General features: G+C 65.6%; 15 protein-coding genes. 7 read left to right on the top strand and 8 right to left on the bottom strand.

Annotated features, from left to right (window positions below; all coding sequences use genetic code 11):
* Window positions 1-42: 42 nt before the first annotated feature.
* From HGK27_RS15810 to HGK27_RS15800, 3 genes are read right to left on the bottom strand one after another with little or no spacing between them, the layout of a single operon-like run.
* A complete protein-coding gene (locus tag HGK27_RS15810) occupies window positions 43-1,461 on the bottom strand; it encodes an efflux transporter outer membrane subunit (RefSeq protein ID WP_206241777.1) in 1,419 nt (472 codons plus the stop codon).
* Window positions 1,458-4,619, bottom strand: coding sequence for an efflux RND transporter permease subunit (locus HGK27_RS15805; RefSeq protein WP_206241776.1), 3,162 nt, complete (start codon window positions 4,617-4,619; stop codon window positions 1,458-1,460). Before HGK27_RS15805 ends, HGK27_RS15810 begins: the two co-directional genes overlap by 4 nt.
* On the bottom strand, window positions 4,616-5,863 hold the full coding sequence (locus HGK27_RS15800) for an efflux RND transporter periplasmic adaptor subunit (RefSeq protein ID WP_206241775.1): 1,248 nt from the start codon (window positions 5,861-5,863) through the stop codon (window positions 4,616-4,618). Before HGK27_RS15800 ends, HGK27_RS15805 begins: the two co-directional genes overlap by 4 nt.
* Window positions 5,864-6,059: 196 nt before the next feature.
* Between HGK27_RS15800 and HGK27_RS15795 the strand changes: the two genes are divergently transcribed.
* Window positions 6,060-6,794, top strand: coding sequence for a response regulator transcription factor (locus HGK27_RS15795; protein ID WP_206241774.1), 735 nt, complete (start codon window positions 6,060-6,062; stop codon window positions 6,792-6,794).
* Window positions 6,785-8,161, top strand: a complete 1,377-nt coding sequence (locus tag HGK27_RS15790) for an ATP-binding protein (RefSeq protein ID WP_206241773.1) — start codon at window positions 6,785-6,787, stop codon at window positions 8,159-8,161. Before HGK27_RS15795 ends, HGK27_RS15790 begins: the two co-directional genes overlap by 10 nt.
* 45 nt (window positions 8,162-8,206) lie before the next feature.
* Here the strand turns inward: HGK27_RS15790 and HGK27_RS15785 are convergent, their stop codons facing one another.
* A complete protein-coding gene (locus tag HGK27_RS15785; protein WP_206241771.1) occupies window positions 8,207-8,638 on the bottom strand; it encodes a MarR family winged helix-turn-helix transcriptional regulator in 432 nt (143 codons plus the stop codon).
* 151 nt (window positions 8,639-8,789) lie between these two features.
* Between HGK27_RS15785 and HGK27_RS15780 the strand changes: the two genes are divergently transcribed.
* Window positions 8,790-9,599: an alpha/beta fold hydrolase gene (locus HGK27_RS15780; protein ID WP_206241769.1), complete on the top strand. Its 810-nt coding sequence runs from the start codon at window positions 8,790-8,792 to the stop codon at window positions 9,597-9,599.
* 103 nt (window positions 9,600-9,702) lie between these two features.
* Here HGK27_RS15780 and HGK27_RS15775 read toward each other — a convergent pair whose 3' ends face one another.
* The 4 genes from HGK27_RS15775 to HGK27_RS15760 all read right to left on the bottom strand — a co-directional run bounded on the left by HGK27_RS15775 (window position 9,703) and on the right by HGK27_RS15760 (window position 13,293).
* A complete protein-coding gene (locus tag HGK27_RS15775) occupies window positions 9,703-10,002 on the bottom strand; it encodes a hypothetical protein (RefSeq protein WP_206241767.1) in 300 nt (99 codons plus the stop codon).
* Window positions 10,003-10,119: 117 nt separating this feature from the next.
* Window positions 10,120-10,677: an NADPH-dependent FMN reductase gene (locus HGK27_RS15770; protein WP_206241765.1), complete on the bottom strand. Its 558-nt coding sequence runs from the start codon at window positions 10,675-10,677 to the stop codon at window positions 10,120-10,122.
* A gap of 107 nt (window positions 10,678-10,784) precedes the next feature.
* Complete coding sequence (gene trhO, locus HGK27_RS15765) at window positions 10,785-11,780, bottom strand: oxygen-dependent tRNA uridine(34) hydroxylase TrhO (protein ID WP_206241763.1); 996 nt, start codon at window positions 11,778-11,780, stop codon at window positions 10,785-10,787.
* Window positions 11,781-11,823: 43 nt separating this feature from the next.
* Window positions 11,824-13,293 carry a hypothetical protein gene (locus tag HGK27_RS15760; protein WP_206241761.1) on the bottom strand — a complete coding sequence of 490 codons (1,470 nt, stop codon included), beginning with the start codon at window positions 13,291-13,293 and terminating at the stop codon, window positions 11,824-11,826.
* A gap of 134 nt (window positions 13,294-13,427) precedes the next feature.
* Here HGK27_RS15760 and HGK27_RS15755 point away from each other — a divergent pair, with 134 nt between their 5' ends.
* The 4 genes from HGK27_RS15755 to HGK27_RS15740 all read left to right on the top strand — a co-directional run bounded on the left by HGK27_RS15755 (window position 13,428) and on the right by HGK27_RS15740 (window position 18,793).
* On the top strand, window positions 13,428-14,486 hold the full coding sequence (locus tag HGK27_RS15755; protein WP_206241760.1) for an NAD(P)H-dependent flavin oxidoreductase: 1,059 nt from the start codon (window positions 13,428-13,430) through the stop codon (window positions 14,484-14,486).
* A gap of 229 nt (window positions 14,487-14,715) precedes the next feature.
* Window positions 14,716-15,825, top strand: a complete 1,110-nt coding sequence (locus tag HGK27_RS15750) for an HlyD family secretion protein (RefSeq protein WP_206241758.1) — start codon at window positions 14,716-14,718, stop codon at window positions 15,823-15,825.
* 4 nt (window positions 15,826-15,829) lie between these two features.
* Window positions 15,830-17,377 (top strand): MDR family MFS transporter, encoded by a 1,548-nt coding sequence (locus HGK27_RS15745; protein WP_206241757.1) that lies wholly within the window; start codon window positions 15,830-15,832, stop codon window positions 17,375-17,377.
* A gap of 9 nt (window positions 17,378-17,386) precedes the next feature.
* Window positions 17,387-18,793 (top strand): efflux transporter outer membrane subunit, encoded by a 1,407-nt coding sequence (locus tag HGK27_RS15740; RefSeq protein WP_241127216.1) that lies wholly within the window; start codon window positions 17,387-17,389, stop codon window positions 18,791-18,793.
* The last annotated feature ends 5 nt before the right edge of the window (window positions 18,794-18,798 follow it).

The following is an 18,798-nucleotide window of genomic DNA, read 5'->3' as shown; positions in this document are numbered from 1 at the left end:
AACGGAGCCTTTCTGCGGAAAGGCTCCGTTTTCATGTCGAGATCAGCCTTTGGGGAGATCCTTCGCATCCCAGCCGCCGCCCAGATCCTCGACCAGCAGCACGCTGGCCTGCAGGCGCTGTTGCAGCACGGTCAGCACATTCTGCGAGGCGGTGCGCTCTGTGGCCTGAGCGGTGATGACGGTGGTGTAATCCACCGTGCCTTCCTTATACTGGTTGAGGTCCAGCCGCACCGCTTCGCGCGCGGAGGCCTGCGTGCGCAGCAGCACATCCTCCTCTTCCTGATAGACGCGCAGCGCGGCGAGTTCATCCTCCACGCCCTGGAAGGCCGTCAGCACCGTCTGGCGGTAGGAGGCGACGCTTTCGTCATAGGCGGCGCGCGCCTCGCGCACCTGCGCCTTGCGCGCGCCGAAATCGAGCAGCGTCTCGGTCAGCTGCCCGCCAAAGGACCACAGGTTGGTGGCGGCGCTGAACAGGCTGCCCAAAGTGGCGCCCTGCGTGCCGCCCTGGCCTGACAAAGTAAGGTCAGGGAAATAGGCCGAGACCGCCACGCCGATCAGCGCGTTGGAGGAGGCCATACGCCGTTCGGATGCCGCAATATCAGGCCGCCGCTGCAACAGGGTGGAGGCCACCGAGACCGGCGCCACCGGCACCGTATGCGCCAGCGGGGCCGGGGCGATGGTCAGCTGCGCGGGCGTTACGCCCACCAGCATGGCGATGGCATGCTCCATGGCGGCGCGCTTGACGCCAATGTCCACCAGCGAGGCCTGTGCCCCGTACAATTGCGTTTGCGCGGTGATGACGGCGGATTTGGCGGCGGTGCCTTCCTTGAACTGGTTCTGCGTCAGTTCGAGGAATTTCTGATAATCGGCGATGGTGTCGCGCCAGACGCTGGCCTGCTCATCCAGCACGCGCAGCTCGAAATAGTCCTGCGCCAGCGTGGCCTGCGCCACCAGTTGCGCATTGGCCAGATCGGCGGCGCTGGCCTGGGCCAGAGCCTTGTCGCTTTCCACCGTGCGCCGCACCTTGCCCCATAGATCTGGCACCCAGCTGGCTTCCAGCGCACCGCTGTAGGTCGTGGTGGTCACGCCATGGCCGGGGTTGGCCGTGCTGGGGGCATGGCTTTTCTGAGCATCCGCCGTGGCGCCCACGGTGGGGAAGAAGGAGGCCTTGGCCGCCGAGGTCACCGCCTGAGCCTGCCGATAGGCCGCCTCATACTGCTTGACCGTCTGGTTGGAGCTGGCGACCTGCCGCTCCAGCTGATCCAGCGTGGCATCGTTGAACATCGACCACCATGCGCCCCGGTCGATCCCGTCGGCTGGCTGGCTGGGGGTCCAGCCTTCGGCCTCCTTGAATTTGGGCGCGACGGGGGCCTCGGGGCGGTGATAGTTCGGGCCCACGGCGCAGCCCGACAAAGCGGTGACGGCCAGCAGGGCGGCGATGGTTTTATGCAGGCGGATCATGCCGGGGCCACCTCCTCATGCTGGCCCTCTTCGGGCTTATGCGACTCTTGGGGCTCATCCCCATGCTGGCTGTGGCGGCTGCGCAGGCGGTCGAGATAGGTGTAGACCACCGGGGTGGTGAACAGCGTCAGGATCTGGCTCACCAGCAGGCCGCCGACGATGGCGTAACCCAGCGGCTGGCGGAATTCCGAGCCGGTGCCGGTCATCAGGATCATCGGCACGCCGCCCAGCGCGGCCGCCGCCGTGGTCATCAGGATCGGGCGCAGTCGCTGGACCGAGGCCTTCACCGCCGCATCCTCGGCAGAGAGGTTTTCCTCGCGCTCCAGCCGCATGGCCACGTCCACGATCATGATGCCGTTCTTCTTCACGATGCCGATCAGCAGGATGATGGCGATGATGCCGATCACATTGAGATCCTGCCCGGCAAGGCGCAGCGCCAGCAGTGCCCCCACGCCCGCAGAAGGCAGGGTTGAGAGAATGGTGATCGGATGGATAAAGCTCTCATAGAGCACGCCAAGGATCACATAGACCGCGATCAGCGCGGCGGCGATCAGCACCGGCTCGCTGGAAAGCGACTGCTTGAAGGCCTGCGCATTGCCCTGGAAGGCGCCGTTCAGCGTCACCGGGGCGCCCAGATCCTCGCGCACCTTCTCCACCGCCGCCGTGGCCTGGCTGAGCGACACGCCCGGCGACAGGTTGAAGGACAGGGTCGCGGCAGGGAATTCGCTCTGATGGTTGATCGTCACGCTGCTGTTGCCCGACTGCGTGGCCTTCACGAAGGAGGAGAGCGGCACGGTCTTCCCGGTGCTGGACGACAGGATGTAGAGCGAGTCCAGAATGTCGGGCGTCTGTTGCAGCTTGGGCGGGCCCTCGATCACGATGTGATAGGAGTTCTGCTGGGTGTAATACTGCGCCACCTCATCCTGACCGATCATCTCATAGATGGCGGTGTCGACATCGGTGGGGGAGAGGCCGAAGCGCGCCGCCGCATCGCGATCGATGGTGAGGTTGAGCGAACCGCCCTTCGATTGCTGGTCAGAGCTGACATCCTTCAGCTCGGGCAGCTTCTGCATGGCGGCCATCATCTTGGGCGCCCATTCGTTCAGCTCATCGAGATCGGAATCCGACAGCGTGTACTGATACTGCGCCTGACCCGCACGCCCGCCGACATTGATGTCCTGCGTGGCCTGAAGGAAGGTCTGCACGCCAACAAGCTGCGCCAGCTTGGGGCGCAGGCGGGCGATGATCTGATCGGCAGTGGCCTCGCGACCGGCATCTTTGGGCTTGAGCGCGATCATCAGATTGGCCTGATTGGCGCTGCCATTGCCCACGAACAGCCCCAGCCCGGCCACATCGGGATCATTCTTGATGATGTTGCCGACCTGCTGGATCTTGTCCTTGGTCTTGCCGAAAGCGGCATCCTGCGAGGTGAGCATCACGCCCGACAGGAAGCCGGTGTCCTGCTGCGGGAAGAAGCCGGTGTTGGCCGTGGCATAGAGCACCACCGCGATCACGATGGTGATCAGGAAGATGATCAGCGTGATCAGGCGGTGATGCATGATCCGGTCGAGCGCGCGGGCATAGGCGCGGTCCATGCGGTGGAAGCTCTGCTCCAGCCATTTGGTGATGCCATGCGTAGGCGGATGCGGGTTTTTCAGGAACTGCGCGCAGAGCATCGGCGTCAGGGTCAGCGTCAGCACCATGGACATCAGCACGGCGGTGCTGAGCGCCACGGCGAACTCATGCATGAACAGGCCGACCACGCCGCCCATGAACATCAGCGGCGTGAACACCGCGATCAGCGAGGCGGTGATCGACAGGATGGTGAAGCCCACCTCGCCGGCGCCGGCCAGAGCCGCCTCCAGCGGTTTGGCGCCATGCTCCATATGCTGCCAGATCACCTCGACCATCACGATGGCGTCATCCACCACGAAGCCGACCGCGATGGAGAGCGCCATCAGCGAGAGATTGTCGAGACTGTCGCCCAGAATATACAGACCGGCAGCAGCGCCCAGCAGGGCGAGCGGGATCACCGCGCTGGGGATCAGCGTGGCGCGAATGTCGAGCAGGAAGACGAAGATCACCGCCACCACCAGCACGATGGTGATCAGCAGGGTCTGCTCCACATCCTTCACCGAGGCCTGAATGGTCTGGGTGGAATCGCGGAGCACCGAAACATTGATGCCCGGCGGGATGTTGGCCTTCAGGCGCGGCAGGGCATCACGGATGGCCTGCACGGTCTGGATCACATTGGCGCCCGGCTGCTTGTAGATCACCAGCAGGATGCCCTGATTGGCCTTGAAGGTGGGGTCCTCATTGGCCTTGCCCGGGAAGGTCCAGGCGCCGACCTGATTGTTTTCCACCCCCGGCTCGGCGCTGCCGATGTCTGAGAGATGCACGGCCTTGCCGCCGGAATAGCCGACCACCAGATTCTGCCAGCCCTTGGCGTCCAGAATCTGGTCATTGGCATAGACCGTCAGCCCCTGCTGCGCGCCATTGATCGAGCCCTTGGGCGCATTGGTGGTGGAGGCCACCAGCTTGGCGCGCACATTGTCGAGCTGAAGCCCGCGCGCGGCCACCTTGTTGGGATCGAGCTGGATGCGCACCGCAGGCTTCTGCTGCCCGCCGATGGTGACCAGACCCACGCCCTGAATGCTGGAGACCTGCTGCGAAAGGATCACGTCGGCGTAATTGTCCACCTGATCGAGCGGCAGCGTGTCCGAGGTCATGGTCAGCACCATGATCGGCGCGTCGGCGGGGTTGACCTTGCGGATGGTGGGCTGGGCGGGCAGGTTCGATGGCAGCTGGGCGCTGGCCGCGTTGATGGCGGCCTGCACCTGCATGAAGTCAGAGTCGATGCTCTGGTTGAGCTGGAACTGCAGGGTGATGCTGGTGCTGCCCAGCGAACTGACCGAGGTCATCTGCGAAATGCCCGGGATCAGCGCGAATTGCCGCTCCAGCGGGGTGGCCACGTTGGAGGCCATGGTGGTCGGACTGGCGCCGGGCAGGCTGGTGCTGACCTGCAGCGTGGGAAAGTCCACGCTGGGCAGCGCCGCGACCGGCAGGTTGAAATAGGCGACGATGCCGATCAGCAGGATCGCGGCGGCCAGCAGCGTGGTCGCCACCGGCCTCTGGATAAAGGGGCGCGAGATGCTCATGCGCCACCCTGCAGGCTGGACGGTTGCCCGGCAGGCGCATGGGCGATGCGCACGGCGGAGCCTTCCTTCAGGATCATCTGCCCGTCGGTCACCACGGTGTCGCCGGGGTTCACCCCGCCCTTCACCGCCGTATAGCCGCCATCGCTGCCGATGATCTGGGTGGGATGCATGGCGGCCTTGCCGTCAGCGCCCACGATGAAGACGAAGCTGCCCTTGGGCCCGCGGTTGACCGCGGCATTGGGGATCACCGTCACATGGCTCAGCGTCTGGCTGGCCAGCTTCACATTGACGAACTGGCCGGGCCACAGATGCTTGCCCGCATTGGTGAAGCGGGCCTTCATCGCCACGGTGCCGGTGGAGGGATCGACCTTGTTGTCGGCGATGGTCAGCTGGCCGGTGTCGAGCAGCTGCCCGCTTTCCTGAGCGAAGGCCTGCACCGTCAACGGCTTGGTGAAGCCTTGCGAGGCCTGCACCAGATGCTCGAACTGGCCCTCGGGCACGGTGAAGGTGACGGCGATGGGCTCAAGCTGGTTGATCACCACGATGCCGCTGCCGGTGGAGGAGGTAGCCGAAGCATTGCTGGTGGCGGAAGCGGTGGCCTGAGCGCTGGCGGTCGAGCCGCTGGCGCTCACCAGATTGCCCGGATCGACCAGACGGACACCCGCCCGGCCCGTGACCGGAGAGACGATATGGCACCAGCGCAGATTGACCTGCGCGGCGGCGACCACGCCCTTGTCATACTCCACCGTGCCCTTGTCCTGCGCGACGGTGGCGGCCTGATCCTCGGCGGTCTGGCGGGCGATGGATTCCGTGGCGACCAGATGCTGATAGCGGGTGAGGTCGCGCTGGGCGCCGGCCAGAATGGCCTCGTCGCGGTGCAGCGTGCCCAGGGCCTGGGTCAGCACGGCCTGATAGGGAGCAGGGTCGACCTCGGCCAGCACCTGGCCCTTTTGCACCATCGTGCCTTCGGTGAAGTTCACCTTCAGCAGCCGGCCGCTGACCTGCGCGAAGATCGTGTCGCTGGTCCAGGCCTGCGCCGCGCCCAGCGCCGCGATGTTGATCGCCATATCGCGCACCACGGCCTTCTCCGCCGTGACGGGGATGGCGGCGGCGGGCTTGGGCGCGTCGGCCTTCTTGTGGAAGACGCCCCAGCCCAGCAGGCCAAGCGCCACCACGCCCAGCGCGCCGAAGATGATGCGGCGCTGGCGCTTCTGGGAGGAGGGGGCTTCGCTAGTGTCGGTCATGCGCGGGCTCCCGGGATCAGGCGGCTGGGGCAGAGGTGTGGCTTTGTCATCGTGCCGTCAGGCTAGGCCTCGGGGCGGGCGGGGCCTAGGATCAGCGCGTCTCGAAGCATTGCGGCGCATCTTGAAATGTCTCAAAACATCTCAAAGCCGGGGGCGCAGCGTGACAGGCTTGGCGTGAGCAGGTTATAGGCCAAGCATGCAGGAAGGTGCCGAACAACAGGGAGAGAGCATCCTCGTCGCCGATGACGATGAGGATATTCGCGGGATGATGGCCCAGCGCTTCGGGCGTGAGCATTTCCATGTCAGCACGGCGGGCAATGTGGCGCAGGTGCGCCAGATCGTGGGCAGCCAGCAGATCGACCTGATCGTGCTGGATCTGAACCTGCCCGATGGCGATGGGCTGGCGCTCTGCGCGCAATTGCGTGCGCAGGGTTTTGCCGGGGCGATCATCATGGTGACGGCGCGTGACAGCACCAGTGATCGCGTGCTGGGCCTCGAACTGGGCGCCGATGATTATTTGACCAAGCCCTTCGATTTCCGTGAATTGCTGGCCCGCGTGCGCAAGCTGCTGCACCGTTTCGCCGCCATGCCTGCCGGGCGCCCGCGCGGGGCGCGCTATGCGATTTTTGGGGAGTGGCGGCTCGATCTGATCGGGCGGCGGCTGGTGGCGCCCGATGGTCATCTGGTGATCCTGTCTTCGGCCGAATTCCGCCTGCTCGAACGCTTTATCGAGATGCCCAACCGGGTGCTTTCCAAAGAACTGCTGCTGCCCGAGCGCAAGGCGACGGTGGCGGTGGACCGCTCCATCGTGCTGCAGATCAGCCGCTTGCGCCAGAAGCTGGTGGCGGCAGGGGCGGACGAAGGCCTGATCGTCACCGTGCGCAATGAGGGCTATGTCTTCGCCAGCACCGTCAGCTTTGAATGGGCCTGAGCAGGTCTCGCTTCTGGGCTTCGCGCCTCTGGGCCTCTCTGGCGGGGCGCATGGTGCTGCTGCTGACGGGCGGCATGGCGCTGGTGGCCACCGCCGCGCTGATGGTGGCGCAGGAGGCGCATCGCCGCAACCTCAACGATCTGCGCATGGCCAGCGTCGCCTCCACGGTGGAGGATATCTCCAACCAGCTGGGCGCCCGGCCCGAGGTGACCGAAAAGCTGCTGGAAGCCGGTCTGGTCCGGCATATTCTGACCTCCCAGCCCGGTTGGACCATTGACCGGCCCAGTCCCCGGCTCACCCAGTTGCTGGTCGCGCGGCTGGGGCCCCGCGCCCATGCTCTGGCGCAGGCCAAGCCCAATGAATATTGCTTCCCGCGCAACCGCAACGATCCCGAGATGCAATTCGTCTGGCCCGGTGTGCCCACCTGCTGGCTGGTGCGCTTTGACGATCCGCGCGGCCATCCGCGCATGCTGGCCGTGGTGTTGCCGCGCTATCTCAACGTCAGCCAGACGCTGTATGATCCGCTCTATCTGGTGCTGATCGTGGTGCTGAGCGCTTTGCTGGCCACGCTGGCGGCCTATGTCGCCATCCGCCCGCTGCGCCAGCTGACCAGCGCCACCGAGGCCTTCTCGCTGGGCGAGGAGCCGCATCTGCTCGCCGAAACCGGCCCCAGCGAGGTGCGCACTGCCATCGCCACCTTCAACCTGATGCAGCAGCGCGTCAGCGAGGGGCATCGTGAGCGCACCGGCATGCTGGCCGCGATCAGCCACGATCTGCAGACTCCGCTCACCCGCCTGCAACTGCGGCTGGACGAGGTGAGCGACCCGGCGATCCGCGCGCAGCTTAGCGCCGATCTGGCCATTATGCAGTCCATCGTGCGCGACGGGCTCGATCTGGCGCGCAGCTCCGACAATCGCGAGCCATGGTCCACCGTGGACATTGACTCCCTGCTGGCCAGCATCGCCGAGGATGCCATGGAGCTGGGCGCCGAGGTGGAGATCGGCAAGACCTGCGGGCTGGCGATCCCGATCAAGATCGATGCCATGACCCGCTGTGTCACCAATCTGGTCGAGAATGCCGTGAACTATGGCGGATCGGCGCGGATCGACTGCATCGCCACGCCGGATCAGCTGGAGATCCGCATCTCCGACGAAGGTCCCGGCATCCCGCCCGAGGATCTGGAGCGCATGTTCCAGCCCTTCGCGCGCGGGGAGCAGAGCCGGTCGCGCGCCACGGGGGGCACCGGTCTGGGGCTGACGATTGCGCGGGCTCAGGCCAAGCTGTTTCGTGCCGAGGTTGCCTTGGAGAACCGCAGTTGCGGGGGGATGGTGGCAACCATTCGTCTGGCTCTGCCCGGTGTGAAGTAAGAGGCCTCCGGCGGGCAAAGGGTTATCACCCTTTGCAATCCCTTTTTAATCCAAAGTCTTGGTCGAGAGGGCCAGGGTTGCGCTGGTCTGCGTCAGGAAGGCCATGATCGTTTCGAAGTCGCTGTCTTCATAGCCTTCCAGCAGGTTTGCCATGGCCGCGCTCTGATCCTGGTAGAATTGGCCGGCGTCGCCCGTTCCGCGCTGCGTGATGGACAGCAGCGTGCGTCGCCGGTCGGCCTGATCCTTCTCGCGAAGGACAAGGCCCTCGGCCACGAATTTGTCCACCAATCCGCTCATCGTGCCCAGCCCGAGCCCCGCCTCTTCTGCCAATTGGGTCAGCGTGAGCGGGCCCAGCAGTTCAAGCAGGCGCAGCGCCTTGAACTCGGTCGCGGTCAGCCCAAGGCGTTCCGCAACCTTCTGATGGAACAGCACCAGACGCGCGGCGAAAAGCTGGATGGCGGGGATGTAGCGGGACATGCGGTCGCTTGACAGGGGCATATTGCTTCGATATCCGAACTATATTGATTCGATAATCGAAGTATATAGCCGCAAAGGCGGAAAGGGCAAGCGAGGGCTGGCCCCTTTCGCGCCTTCGCTCCACCCATCCGCCAGTTTCGGGAGCAAGATCGTGCCGACAGTGAACATCCAGGGCTTTGACCAATATTATGAGCTGCATGGGCAGGCCGATCGACCGCCTGTCCTCCTGATTTCTGGGCTTGGCGGAACGGGCGCGAGCTGGGGCTGTCAGGTCGAGCGTCTGGCTCGCGAATTCCATGTGATCTTGCCCGATCAGCGTGGCACCGGGCGCAGTTCACGGGCTGCTGATGGCTATACCACCCGGCAATTGGCCGCGGATATGGCGGGGCTGCTTCATCATCTGGGGCTGGGGCCGGTTCATGTGGTGGGGGCCTCCACCGGCGGTGCGATCGCGCAGCATATGGCGCTTGATCACCCTGAAGCGGTGGCATCGCTGGTGCTGTCTTCCTCTTTCGCCCGCTTCGATGCCTACATGCATCGGCAATTTGCCATTCGCGGCAGGATGGCTGCCACATGGGACAGGCCCTCGCTTCTGGCGGGTTATTCGCTGTTCCTCTTCTCGCCGCGCTACACCCGTGAACAGCCGGAGGCGGTCCAGACATGGATCGACAAGGCCGCCTCTCATCCCGCCAGCGCGGAGGATCGGGCCATTGCGCTCAAGCGGATCGATATGATCGCCGCGCATGACACGTTGCCGGACCTTGGCAGGATCACGGTGCCGACACTGGTGCTGTGCGGAGAGCAGAATCACTGCACGCCGCTGCCTCTGTCCGAAGAGATGGCTGCGGCGATTGCCGGCGCCAGACTGGTCGTCATGCCGGAAGCCGGCGAGCTGATCGAACTGGAGCAACCCGCCGATTACCATCGCATTCTTGCGAGTTTTCTCAACAGCGTGGTGTGAGAGCGGACGCCATAACCCGCGCCACAGATCGTTTGCGAACAAGGCAGACAAGAACGGGAGCGCGAGGGGGTAACCCCCTCGCATATCCTCTTCTTTTCAAATCCTATTCGTCATCCTCATCACTGTCGGTATCGCCCAGAAAGCCTTCCTCATCGTCATGGACAGGCTCACCGGCATAGGCGCCATTGTCGATCTGGCCGCTGCGGATCATCTGGTTCATGGTGTCGATCAGATCGGGGACGTCATCGGGCAGGATCTCGGTGGGATCGCTGTCATCGTCCTTGTCGCTGTCCTCATAGAGGCCGGTCTGGCGGTCGAGGGCGTCCCCGGCGACATCCTGCGCCTGGCCCTCATCGCGCTGTTCGCTGTTGTCTTCTTCGGTCGGGTCGATCTGGCGGGGCATGGCTCATTCCCTTTTTTATGGCGGTAAGGGGCATCGCGGTCACATACCGCGCCTTATGCAAAGACAACGAGCCATCGGCCCCGCTTGTTCCGGTCAGTGGTGGTGAATATCCGCGCGTCAGTAGTGGTGGATATCCACCCAATGCGCGAAGGCCTCGATGATGCTGGTGAGGAACTTGCGGTTGCCCTCGCTGCTGACCTTGCCCTCGGCGTCGAGCAGCTGGTCGGCATGGCCCAGATAGGCCTCGGGCTGCTGCATGGTGGGCACGTTGAGGAAGACCAGCGACTGGCGCAGGTGATGGTTGGCGCCAAAGCCGCCGATGCCGCCGGGCGAGGCGCTGATCACCGCGCCGGGCTTGCCGTTCCACACGCTATGCCCATAGGGGCGCGAGCCGATGTCGATGGCATTCTTCAAAACGCCGGGCACCGAGCGGTTGTATTCCGGCGTCACGAAAAGCACGGCGCGGGCAGCGGCGATCTCGTCGCGGAAACGCACCCATTGTTCGGGAGGCGTGTCGTCCAGATCCTGATTGTAGAGCGGCAGATCGCCGATCTCCACGATGGAGAGCTTCAGTTCGGCGGGCGCCAGCTCGATCAGGGCGTGGGCCAGCTTGCGGTTGATCGATTCCTTGCGAAGGCTGCCGATCAGAACCGCCACCTTGTGTTCGATGCTCATGCCTGTTGCTCCTTGCCGTGGACACCCTTGCCGCACACACAGGGAGAGGAACGCACCAGAGCGCGATCCGGCCATCCACTTTTTGCGGACTCAGGCGTTAAGGGCTATCAGGAGGGCATGTCGGTTGCGTGACGGGCCTCGCGGTCAAGATCGTGCCGCGCGCCCAGATGGGCCTCGCCGCGCCGGGCGGCCAGCGCTTCCTGCCGGTGCCTTTCGCGATAGGAGGCACGCTGGGCATCGGTGCGCTCGCCGTGGCAGGCCGGGCAGCTCACGCCTTCCTCATAGAGCGGCGAGGCGGTGTCGGCCTCGGTGATCGGGCGGCGGCAGGCGTGGCACAGCAGATGGCTGCCCTGCGCCAGACCGTGGCCGATGGTGACGCGCTGGTCGAAGACGAAGCATTCGCCCTGCCACAGGCTGTCGGCCTCGGGCACCTTTTCCAGATAGTTGAGGATGCCGCCCTTGAGGTGATAGACCTCTTCCACGCCCTCGGCCTTGAGGAAGGCGGTGGATTTCTCGCAGCGGATGCCGCCGGTGCAGAACATCGCCACTTTGGGGGGCTTGCCCGCACCCAATAGGGCTTCACGCTGCTCCCGGAACCATGCGGGGAATTCGCTGAAGCTGCGGGTCTGCGGATCGATGGCGCCCGCGAAAGTGCCCACGGCCACTTCGTAATCATTGCGCGTGTCGATCACGATGGTGTCGGGATCGGCGATCAGCGCGTTCCAGTCCTGCGGCTCGACATAGGTGCCGACGCTGGCCAGCGGGTCGATGTCCGGCTGGCCCATGGTGACGATCTCGCGCTTGATGCGCACCTTCATGCGGTGGAAGGGCATGGCGGGCGCGGTCGAGAATTTCACATCCAGCCCGGCGCATCCGGGCAGGGCGCGGATATGCTGAATCAGGCGGGCGATGCTTTGATCCGTGCCCGCGACGGTGCCGTTGATCCCCTCGGGCGCCAGCAGCAGCGTGCCCTTGATGCCCTCTTCGTCGCACAGCGCCTGCAAGGGCGCGCGCAGAGCGGCGCAATCGGCAAAGGGCGCGAACTGGTAGAGCGCCGCAACGCAGAGGGATGGGGGGCAAAGAGGGGTGGGATCGGCTTGCATGGCCGCGCCCATAGCGTGAAACCTGCCGGAATTGAAGCGGCCCCTAACCCTCGCAGAGATAGGCCATGGCCTTCATCGTGCCGTTCATCTCGGTATAGTCCAGCCTGCGCCATGGCCTGCAATGCTGCGCCAGATAGGCATCGACCAGCGGGCGGGTGCGCTGGTTCTCATTGCGCGCGCCCATGGCGGTGCCGGCCACCACCACGCTGGGATGCCAGTCCAGAATGCGGCGCATTTCGGCGGCGGTGTCGAGGTGGCTGGTGTTGTCCTCACCGGGGAAATAGAGGTGGAAATTGTCGAGCAGCGGGCTGGGCGGCACGGCATCCGGCCCCCGCACCAGCGCATAGAGCGACATCGGCCCCTCATAGACCAGCAGGCGCGGATGGGCCTGCCGCGCATCGATGGCTTCGGCCAGCGCCTTGACCCTTGCGCTGGCGGCATGGCGGGTGGCGAAATCGGGGATCGTGCTGGTGGCCACATAGAAGCCCAGCACAGCCACCACGCCGATCCTTCCTGCCGCGCCGCGATTGAGTGCGAAGCCTGCGGTGATGCTGAGTGGCAGCATCAGCGGCAGCAGGTAATGCTCATAGAGGTTGGGCAGCACCAGCACGCCCGCCAACGCCGCCACCAGCCACAGCGCCATAAAGCTGCGCCCCGCGCTCTGGGCCTTGTCACGCCACAGCAGCCCGCAGAGGGCGGCAATCAGCAAGGGTGCGGCGGCCAGCACCAGCACCCAGAAGCGATGCCAGTAATCGTCGAAAAGATCGTAATGCTTGGCCAGATTGGCGGTGACCATGGCGTGCCAGAATTCGGCGCCATGGCCGCGCGCCACAAAAAAGGCTCCGGCCAGCGCCAGTGGCGCCAGCCCGGCGGCCACCATCAGCGCGGCCCTGCCAGCCAGTCGCGCAAGGGAGGCGCCACCCCGCGCCATGGCGGCCAGCGCCCAGAGGCCGAAAAAGGCGCCCTCGAAGGCGGCGGTCTGCTTGAAGCTGATCGCCAGCCCGGCCAGAAGCATTGCGCCGATCACGCCGCGCGGCATCCGGCCTTGCGCCATGGCTGGCCCGGCGCGCAGCAGCAGCCATGCCGCCAGCGCGGTCAGAAGGTTGTAGAACACCGGGCTCTGCCCGCCCGCGCCGCCAAACAGCGGCAGGCTGACCAGATAGGCCGTGCCCGCCAGCACCGCGCCCTGTTCGCCGGCAAAGCGGCGGGTGATGGTTGTGGCCACAGCGGCGGTCAGCGCTGTTACAAGGCAGGCCAGCAACTGATAGGCCAGCACTCCGCCCGGCAGAAAGGTGATCAGCCACCACAGCAGGAACAGGCCGGGCCCCTTGCGGTCCCACACATCGGCATAGGGCAGCAGGCCCTCATGCAGCCTCAGCCCGGCGAGGCGATAGAAGGACTCATCGTTGAAATAGCTGACATCGCCCAGCACCGAGGCCCGCGTCACCAGCGCGACCAGCAGCAGCCATGCAAACACGGCCCAGCAGCGGCGGGAAAGGGCGGGGAAGGGCATGGCGCTGCTCTAGCCGAAAGAAGGTTAACAGGCCGCCAAGCACATAGGACCATGGTGCCATAGCGTGGCGATTGTCGCCGGGGAGGGGGCGGGTTAGGTTCGCTGAACGGGGGAGAGACGTGAAAGGATGGCCCATGAGTCTTCTCGATCAGCTTGGTGTCACGCTTCCCCTGGTGCAGGCGCCGATGGCGGGCGTCTCCACGCCTGAACTGGCAGCGGCGGTGAGCCATGCAGGCGCTCTGGGCTCGATCGCGGTGGGCGCGACGGATGCGGCGGGCGCCAGAACGATGATCGCCAAGACGCGTGCGCTGACGGACAGGGCTTTCAACGTCAATCTCTTCGTCCACGCCACGCCTCAGGCAGATCCTGTGCGCGAAGCCGCATGGCTGGAGGCCCTGACTCCCGTTTTCGCGGAATTCGGCGCTCAGCCACCTGCGCAGCTTTCCACCATCTACACCAGCTTTGCCGATGATCCGGCGATGCTGGCCCTGTTGCTGGAGGCGCGCCCGGCGGTGGTCAGCTTCCATTTCGGCCTGCCCTCGGCGGAAGCGATTGCGGCGCTGAAGGGCGCAGGCATTGTGCTGCTGGCCTGCGCCACCAGCCCTGCCGAGGCTCTGACGGTGGCCGATGCCGGTGTGGACGCCGTGGTGGCGCAGGGCATCGAGGCGGGCGGGCATCGCGGTATCTTCGATCCCGAAGCGCCAGACGACCGGCTGGGCACGCTGGCGCTCACCCGCCTGCTGGTGAAGCAGGGCCGCCTGCCGGTGATCGCCGCGGGCGGGATCATGGATGGCGCGGGGATCGCCGCCGCGCTGAAGCTGGGCGCCGTTGCTGCGCAACTGGGCACCGCCTTTGTGCCCTGCCCGGAAAGCGCTGCCGATGCGGCCTTCCGGGCGGCTCTGGCCGGGCCGGGGGCGGGGCATACTGCGTTCACGAAACTGATTTCGGGCCGCATCGCGCGCAGCCTGCCCAATCGCTTTACCGCTCTGGAAGCTGCGCTGGGCGGGCTGCAGCCCCCCGACTACCCCCGCACCTATGACGCCGGAAAGGCGCTGAACGCCGCCGCCAAGGCCAAGGGCGAAACCGGCTTTGCCGCGCAATGGGCCGGGCAGGGGGCTCCGCTGGCCCGGGCCTTGCCCGCTGCCGAGCTGGTTGCCCTGCTGGCGCGTGAACTGGCCGAGGCGCAGGGCTGACCACGGCTCCTGCGCGGGATCAAAACAACGGCATAAAGGTTTGAACAGGGAGCCTCCTCCCTGCAGAACCCTTGTGCCTGCACGCCGCTCATTTTCGCGGGTCTATGCATTTTTTGGTGGAAGCGGACAAAGTGTCCGTTTATGAGGGCGTCCAGTCAACCGCTCCGGCGGGTGCCCGTGGCCGACGGATACGGCCTGCCACACTGCTGCCAAAAGATGAGAGAGAGCGATGAGCGAGTCTTCCTCCCCCGCCCCGGAATCCATGCCCGAGGAGGCCGATAGCCCCGCCAAGAAGCGTCGTACCCGGCTGGTTCTCTCGGTTCTGGGCGTGACGGCGCTGGTCGTCGGCGGCTGGTGGCTGATCAATTATGAGACCACCGGCAAATATCTCGAAGACACCAATGATGCGACGATTCAGGTCGATTCGGTGGTCGTTTCGCCGCGGATCGCCGGTTACGTCGCTCAGGTGCTGGTGACGGACAATCAGGATGTGAAGGCTGGCACGCCGCTGGTGCGCATCGATGCCCGCGATTTCCAGGCGAAATCCTCGCAGGCCTCGGCGCAGATCGAGGTGGCTGATGCGCTGGTCGCCAATGCCAAGGCCGGGATCGGCGAGCAGGAAGCCGCCATCGAGCAGTCGCGCGCCCAGCTTGTCGTGGCGCAGGCCAAGGCCGCCTATGATGCCGAGCAGGTGCGCCGCTATACGCCGCTGGTCGCCAGCGGGGCCGAGCAGGGCCAGCAGCTGGCGCAGCTGCGCAGCAATGCCCAGCAGTCGGCGGCTCAGGTGCGCGCGCAGCAGGCCGCGATCCTTGGCCAGCAGCGCAAGATCACCTCGCTTCAGGCCCAGATCGAGCAGGCCAAGGCGCAGGGCGCGGGCGGCAAGGCTCAGTTGGCGGCGGCGAATGTCGATGTCGACGCCACGCTGATCCGCGCCAGCGAGGATGGCCGCATCGGTGACAAGAGCGTCACCCCGGGCCAATATGTGCAGGCGGGCACGCGCCTGATGACGCTGGTGCCGCTGAGCAAAATCTATGTCACCGCCAATTTCAAGGAAACCCAGCTTGAGCTGATGCGCCCCGGTCAGCCGGTGAAGATCAAGGTCGATGCTCTGGGTGGCCGCGCCGTCAATGGCACGGTGGAGAGCATGGCGCCGGGCACGGGGGCGCAATTCTCGCTGATCCCGCCCAGCAATGCGACCGGCAACTTCACCAAGATCGTCCAGCGCGTGCCGGTGCGCATCCGCATCGATGCCGATGCCGCCACGCGCCGCCTGCTGGTGCCGGGCCTGTCTGTGACCACGATCGTCAACACCAAATCCGCCAAGGATGAGGCGCACTAAGGCCATGGCCGGCGATCTGCCCCATCCTCCGCCCCCGCCCGAAAAGGCGGATCTGACCGCATGGCTCGCCGTGGCGGCGGGCACGCTGGGCGCGCTGATGGCGACGCTCGACATTTCGATCGTCAACTCCGCCCTGCCCACCATTCAGGGCGAGATCGGCGCATCCGGCACCGAGGGCACCTGGGTCGCCACCAGCTATCTGGTGGCCGAAATCGTCATCATCCCGCTGGCCGCATGGTTTCAGCGGGTGCTGGGCCTGCGCACCTTTCTGCTGATCGCGGCCAGCCTGTTTACGTTGTTTTCGATGCTGTGCGGCATGGCGGGCACGCTGCCGCAGATGATCATCGGCCGCGTGGGGCAGGGCTTTACCGGCGGGGCGCTGATCCCCACCGCGCAGACCATCATCGCCATGCGATTGCCACGCAGCCAGCAACCCATCGGCATCGCCGCCTTCGGAGTGACCGCCGTGATGGGCCCGGTGATGGGCCCGCTGATCGGCGGCTGGCTGACCGAGAATGTCAGCTGGCACTATGCCTTTTTCCTCAATCTGCCGGTGTGCATCGCGCTGCTGGCGCTGCTGATCATCGGCCTGCCGCATGAAAAGAGCCACCTCAACCAGTTCAAGGAGGCCGACTGGTTCGGCATCATCGGGCTGGCGCTGGGGCTGGGCGGGCTGACCGTGCTGCTGGAAGAAGGCCAGCGTGAGCAATGGTTCGCCTCCGATCTGATCCGTTATATGGCGTTGGTGTCGGGGCTGGGCTTCGTGAGCATTGCCGTCGGGCAGTTCACCGCGAAACGCCCCGTCATCAAGCTGCGCCTGCTGGCCGACCGGCAGTTCGGCGCGGTGGCGATGATGGGCATTGTGCTGGGGATCGTGCTCTATGGCACATCCTATGCGATCCCGCAGTTTCTGGCGCTGATCGCGGGGTACAATGCCTTGCAATCGGGCAAGATCGTGCTGCTTTCGGGCATTCCCAGCCTGTTTATGATGGCGATCGTGCCGATCCTGTTGAAGCGCATCGATGTGCGGATCGCGGTGGCCGCGGGGCTGCTGATCATGGGCACCTCGGCACTGTTCGATACGGATCTGACGGCTGTTTCGGATGGCGGGGATTTCGTCGCTTCGCAGCTGATGCGCGGTGTCGGGCAGATTCTGGGCATGCTGTTCCTGAGTCAGGCCTGTGTGCGGTCGGTCTCGCGTGAGGATTCGGGCGATGCCTCGGGGCTTTTCAATGCTTTCCGTAATCTGGGGGGCAGCTTCGCGCTGGCGGGCATCGCCATCGTGCAGGATCAGCGCTCGTGGTTCCACGCCCGTCGCATTGAGGAAACGCTCAACGCCAATGGCCATCTGGTGCAGGCCAAGGTGGCCTCGCTGGGCGGGATCATCCGTGCCGCGCCCCAGCTGGAGCAGCAGATCGAGCAGCAGGCGCTGGTGATGACCTTCAACGATATCTTCTGGATCATGGGCATGGGCACGCTGATCGTGCTGCCGCTGGTCCTGTTCCTTCGCCCTTTCCCCAGCGATGCCGCGCCCAGCGCGCCGATGCATTGAGGCCCCAAGATGACGATGCGTTTCCTTCCTTTCGCCATGGTTCTGCCGCTGGGGCTGGCTGCTTGCACTGTGGGGCCGAACTACGCCGGGCCGCCCAAAGGCTCTGCCGCTCTGGCCAACCCTGCCTTTGCGCGTGGCGCCGATGCAGTGACCAATGGCCCGGCTCTCGCCCGCTGGTGGGAGCCGCTCAACGACGCCCAGCTCTCCGCGCTGATCGACGCCGCGCTGGCGCATAACCCCTCCATCGACGAGGCGCAGGCGCGCATCCGCGAGGCGAGCGCCATTCTGCGCCAGCGTCAGGCGGCGGGCCTGCCCACGCTGGCGCCCAGCTTTATGGCGGCGCATCTCGACATTCCGCCGATCAGCGGCAGCGGCGACCGCACCAATTTCACCTTCTACAATCTGGGCGCCACCGCCTCGTGGGAGCCTGATCTGTGGGGCGCGGACCGCCGCAACAACGAAGCCGCGCGCGCCACCATCGGCCAGCGACAGGCCAGCCTTGCCGATACGCAGGTCAGCCTTTCGGCACAGGTCGCGCAGGCCTATGTCAACCTGCGCGATGCCCAGACCCGCAAGGCGCTGCTCACCACGCTGGCCGAGCGCCAGAGCCATGCGCTGGATCTGACCAAGCAGCGTCAGAGCGCGGGCACCGCCACGCAGCAGGATGTGGAGCGTGCTCAGGCCGATCTGCAATCGACGCTGGCACAGGGCGCGCCCTTGCAGGCTCAGGCCGAGGTGGCGATGAACCAGCTGGCCGTGCTGACGGGGCAGGCGCCCGGCGCTCTGGACAGCCAGCTTGGCGCTGCGCAGCCGATCCCCACGCTGCCTGCTCAGGTGGCCATTGGCGATCCGGCGCGGCTGATTGCCCAGCGGCCCGATATTCGCGTGGCCGAAAGGGCGCTGGCCGCCAGCACGGCGCAGATCGGCGTCAGCAAGGCCAAGCTGCTGCCCAACATCAGCTTTACCGGCATTCTGGGTCTGGGCGGTAGCAAGCTGGGCGATCTGGTCGATCCCTCGATGGGCGCATGGGGCCTGCTGCCTCAGCTCAAATGGTCCGGGCTGGATTGGGGCAAGGCCCATGCCGTGCTGCGCCAGTCCGAAGCCCAGCGCGACACGGCCGAGGCGCAATACCGCAGCGCGGTGCTCAAAGCGCTGGAGGATGCCGAAAGCAGCCTCTCCCGCTTCGGCGCGGCGCGCACGCGTCTGGCGCATCTGGCGCAGGGCGAGGCAGCGGCACAGCGCGACGAAGCCCTGGGTGCCCAGCGTTTCGCGGCGGGCACGGCCTCCGGGCTGGAGCAGATCGGGCGCGAGAATGCCCGGCTTCAGGCCAGCCTGTCGCTGGCTCAGGCCAATGCCGATCTGACGCTGGACTTTATCGCGGTGAACAAGGCGCTGGGTTTAGGCTGGCACGAATAAGCCGC

The sequence above is a fragment of the Novosphingobium terrae genome (assembly GCF_017163935.1).
GTDB lineage: Bacteria > Pseudomonadota > Alphaproteobacteria > Sphingomonadales > Sphingomonadaceae > Novosphingobium > Novosphingobium terrae.
The sequence above is the reverse complement of the archived record's forward strand: the minus strand, read 5'-3'. Positions and strand labels throughout refer to the sequence as shown.

Bases quoted from the DNA above. Each gene is read 5' to 3' on its own strand.
- HGK27_RS15775 (WP_206241767.1), bottom strand. From the start codon at position 10,002: ATGCCCCGCCAGATCGACCCGACCGAAGAAGACAACAGCGAACAGCGC.
- HGK27_RS15805 (WP_206241776.1), bottom strand. From the start codon at position 4,619: ATGAGCATCTCGCGCCCCTTTATCCAGAGGCCGGTGGCGACCACGCTG.
- HGK27_RS15810 (WP_206241777.1), bottom strand. From the start codon at position 1,461: ATGATCCGCCTGCATAAAACCATCGCCGCCCTGCTGGCCGTCACCGCT.
- HGK27_RS15790 (WP_206241773.1), top strand. From the start codon at position 6,785: ATGGGCCTGAGCAGGTCTCGCTTCTGGGCTTCGCGCCTCTGGGCCTCT.
- HGK27_RS15800 (WP_206241775.1), bottom strand. From the start codon at position 5,863: ATGACCGACACTAGCGAAGCCCCCTCCTCCCAGAAGCGCCAGCGCCGC.
- HGK27_RS15795 (WP_206241774.1), top strand. From the start codon at position 6,060: ATGCAGGAAGGTGCCGAACAACAGGGAGAGAGCATCCTCGTCGCCGAT.
- trhO (WP_206241763.1), bottom strand. From the start codon at position 11,780: ATGCAAGCCGATCCCACCCCTCTTTGCCCCCCATCCCTCTGCGTTGCG.
- HGK27_RS15785 (WP_206241771.1), bottom strand. From the start codon at position 8,638: ATGTCCCGCTACATCCCCGCCATCCAGCTTTTCGCCGCGCGTCTGGTG.
- HGK27_RS15750 (WP_206241758.1), top strand. From the start codon at position 14,716: ATGAGCGAGTCTTCCTCCCCCGCCCCGGAATCCATGCCCGAGGAGGCC.
- HGK27_RS15770 (WP_206241765.1), bottom strand. From the start codon at position 10,677: ATGAGCATCGAACACAAGGTGGCGGTTCTGATCGGCAGCCTTCGCAAG.
- HGK27_RS15755 (WP_206241760.1), top strand. From the start codon at position 13,428: ATGAGTCTTCTCGATCAGCTTGGTGTCACGCTTCCCCTGGTGCAGGCG.
- HGK27_RS15760 (WP_206241761.1), bottom strand. From the start codon at position 13,293: ATGCCCTTCCCCGCCCTTTCCCGCCGCTGCTGGGCCGTGTTTGCATGG.
- HGK27_RS15740 (WP_241127216.1), top strand. From the start codon at position 17,387: ATGACGATGCGTTTCCTTCCTTTCGCCATGGTTCTGCCGCTGGGGCTG.
- HGK27_RS15745 (WP_206241757.1), top strand. From the start codon at position 15,830: ATGGCCGGCGATCTGCCCCATCCTCCGCCCCCGCCCGAAAAGGCGGAT.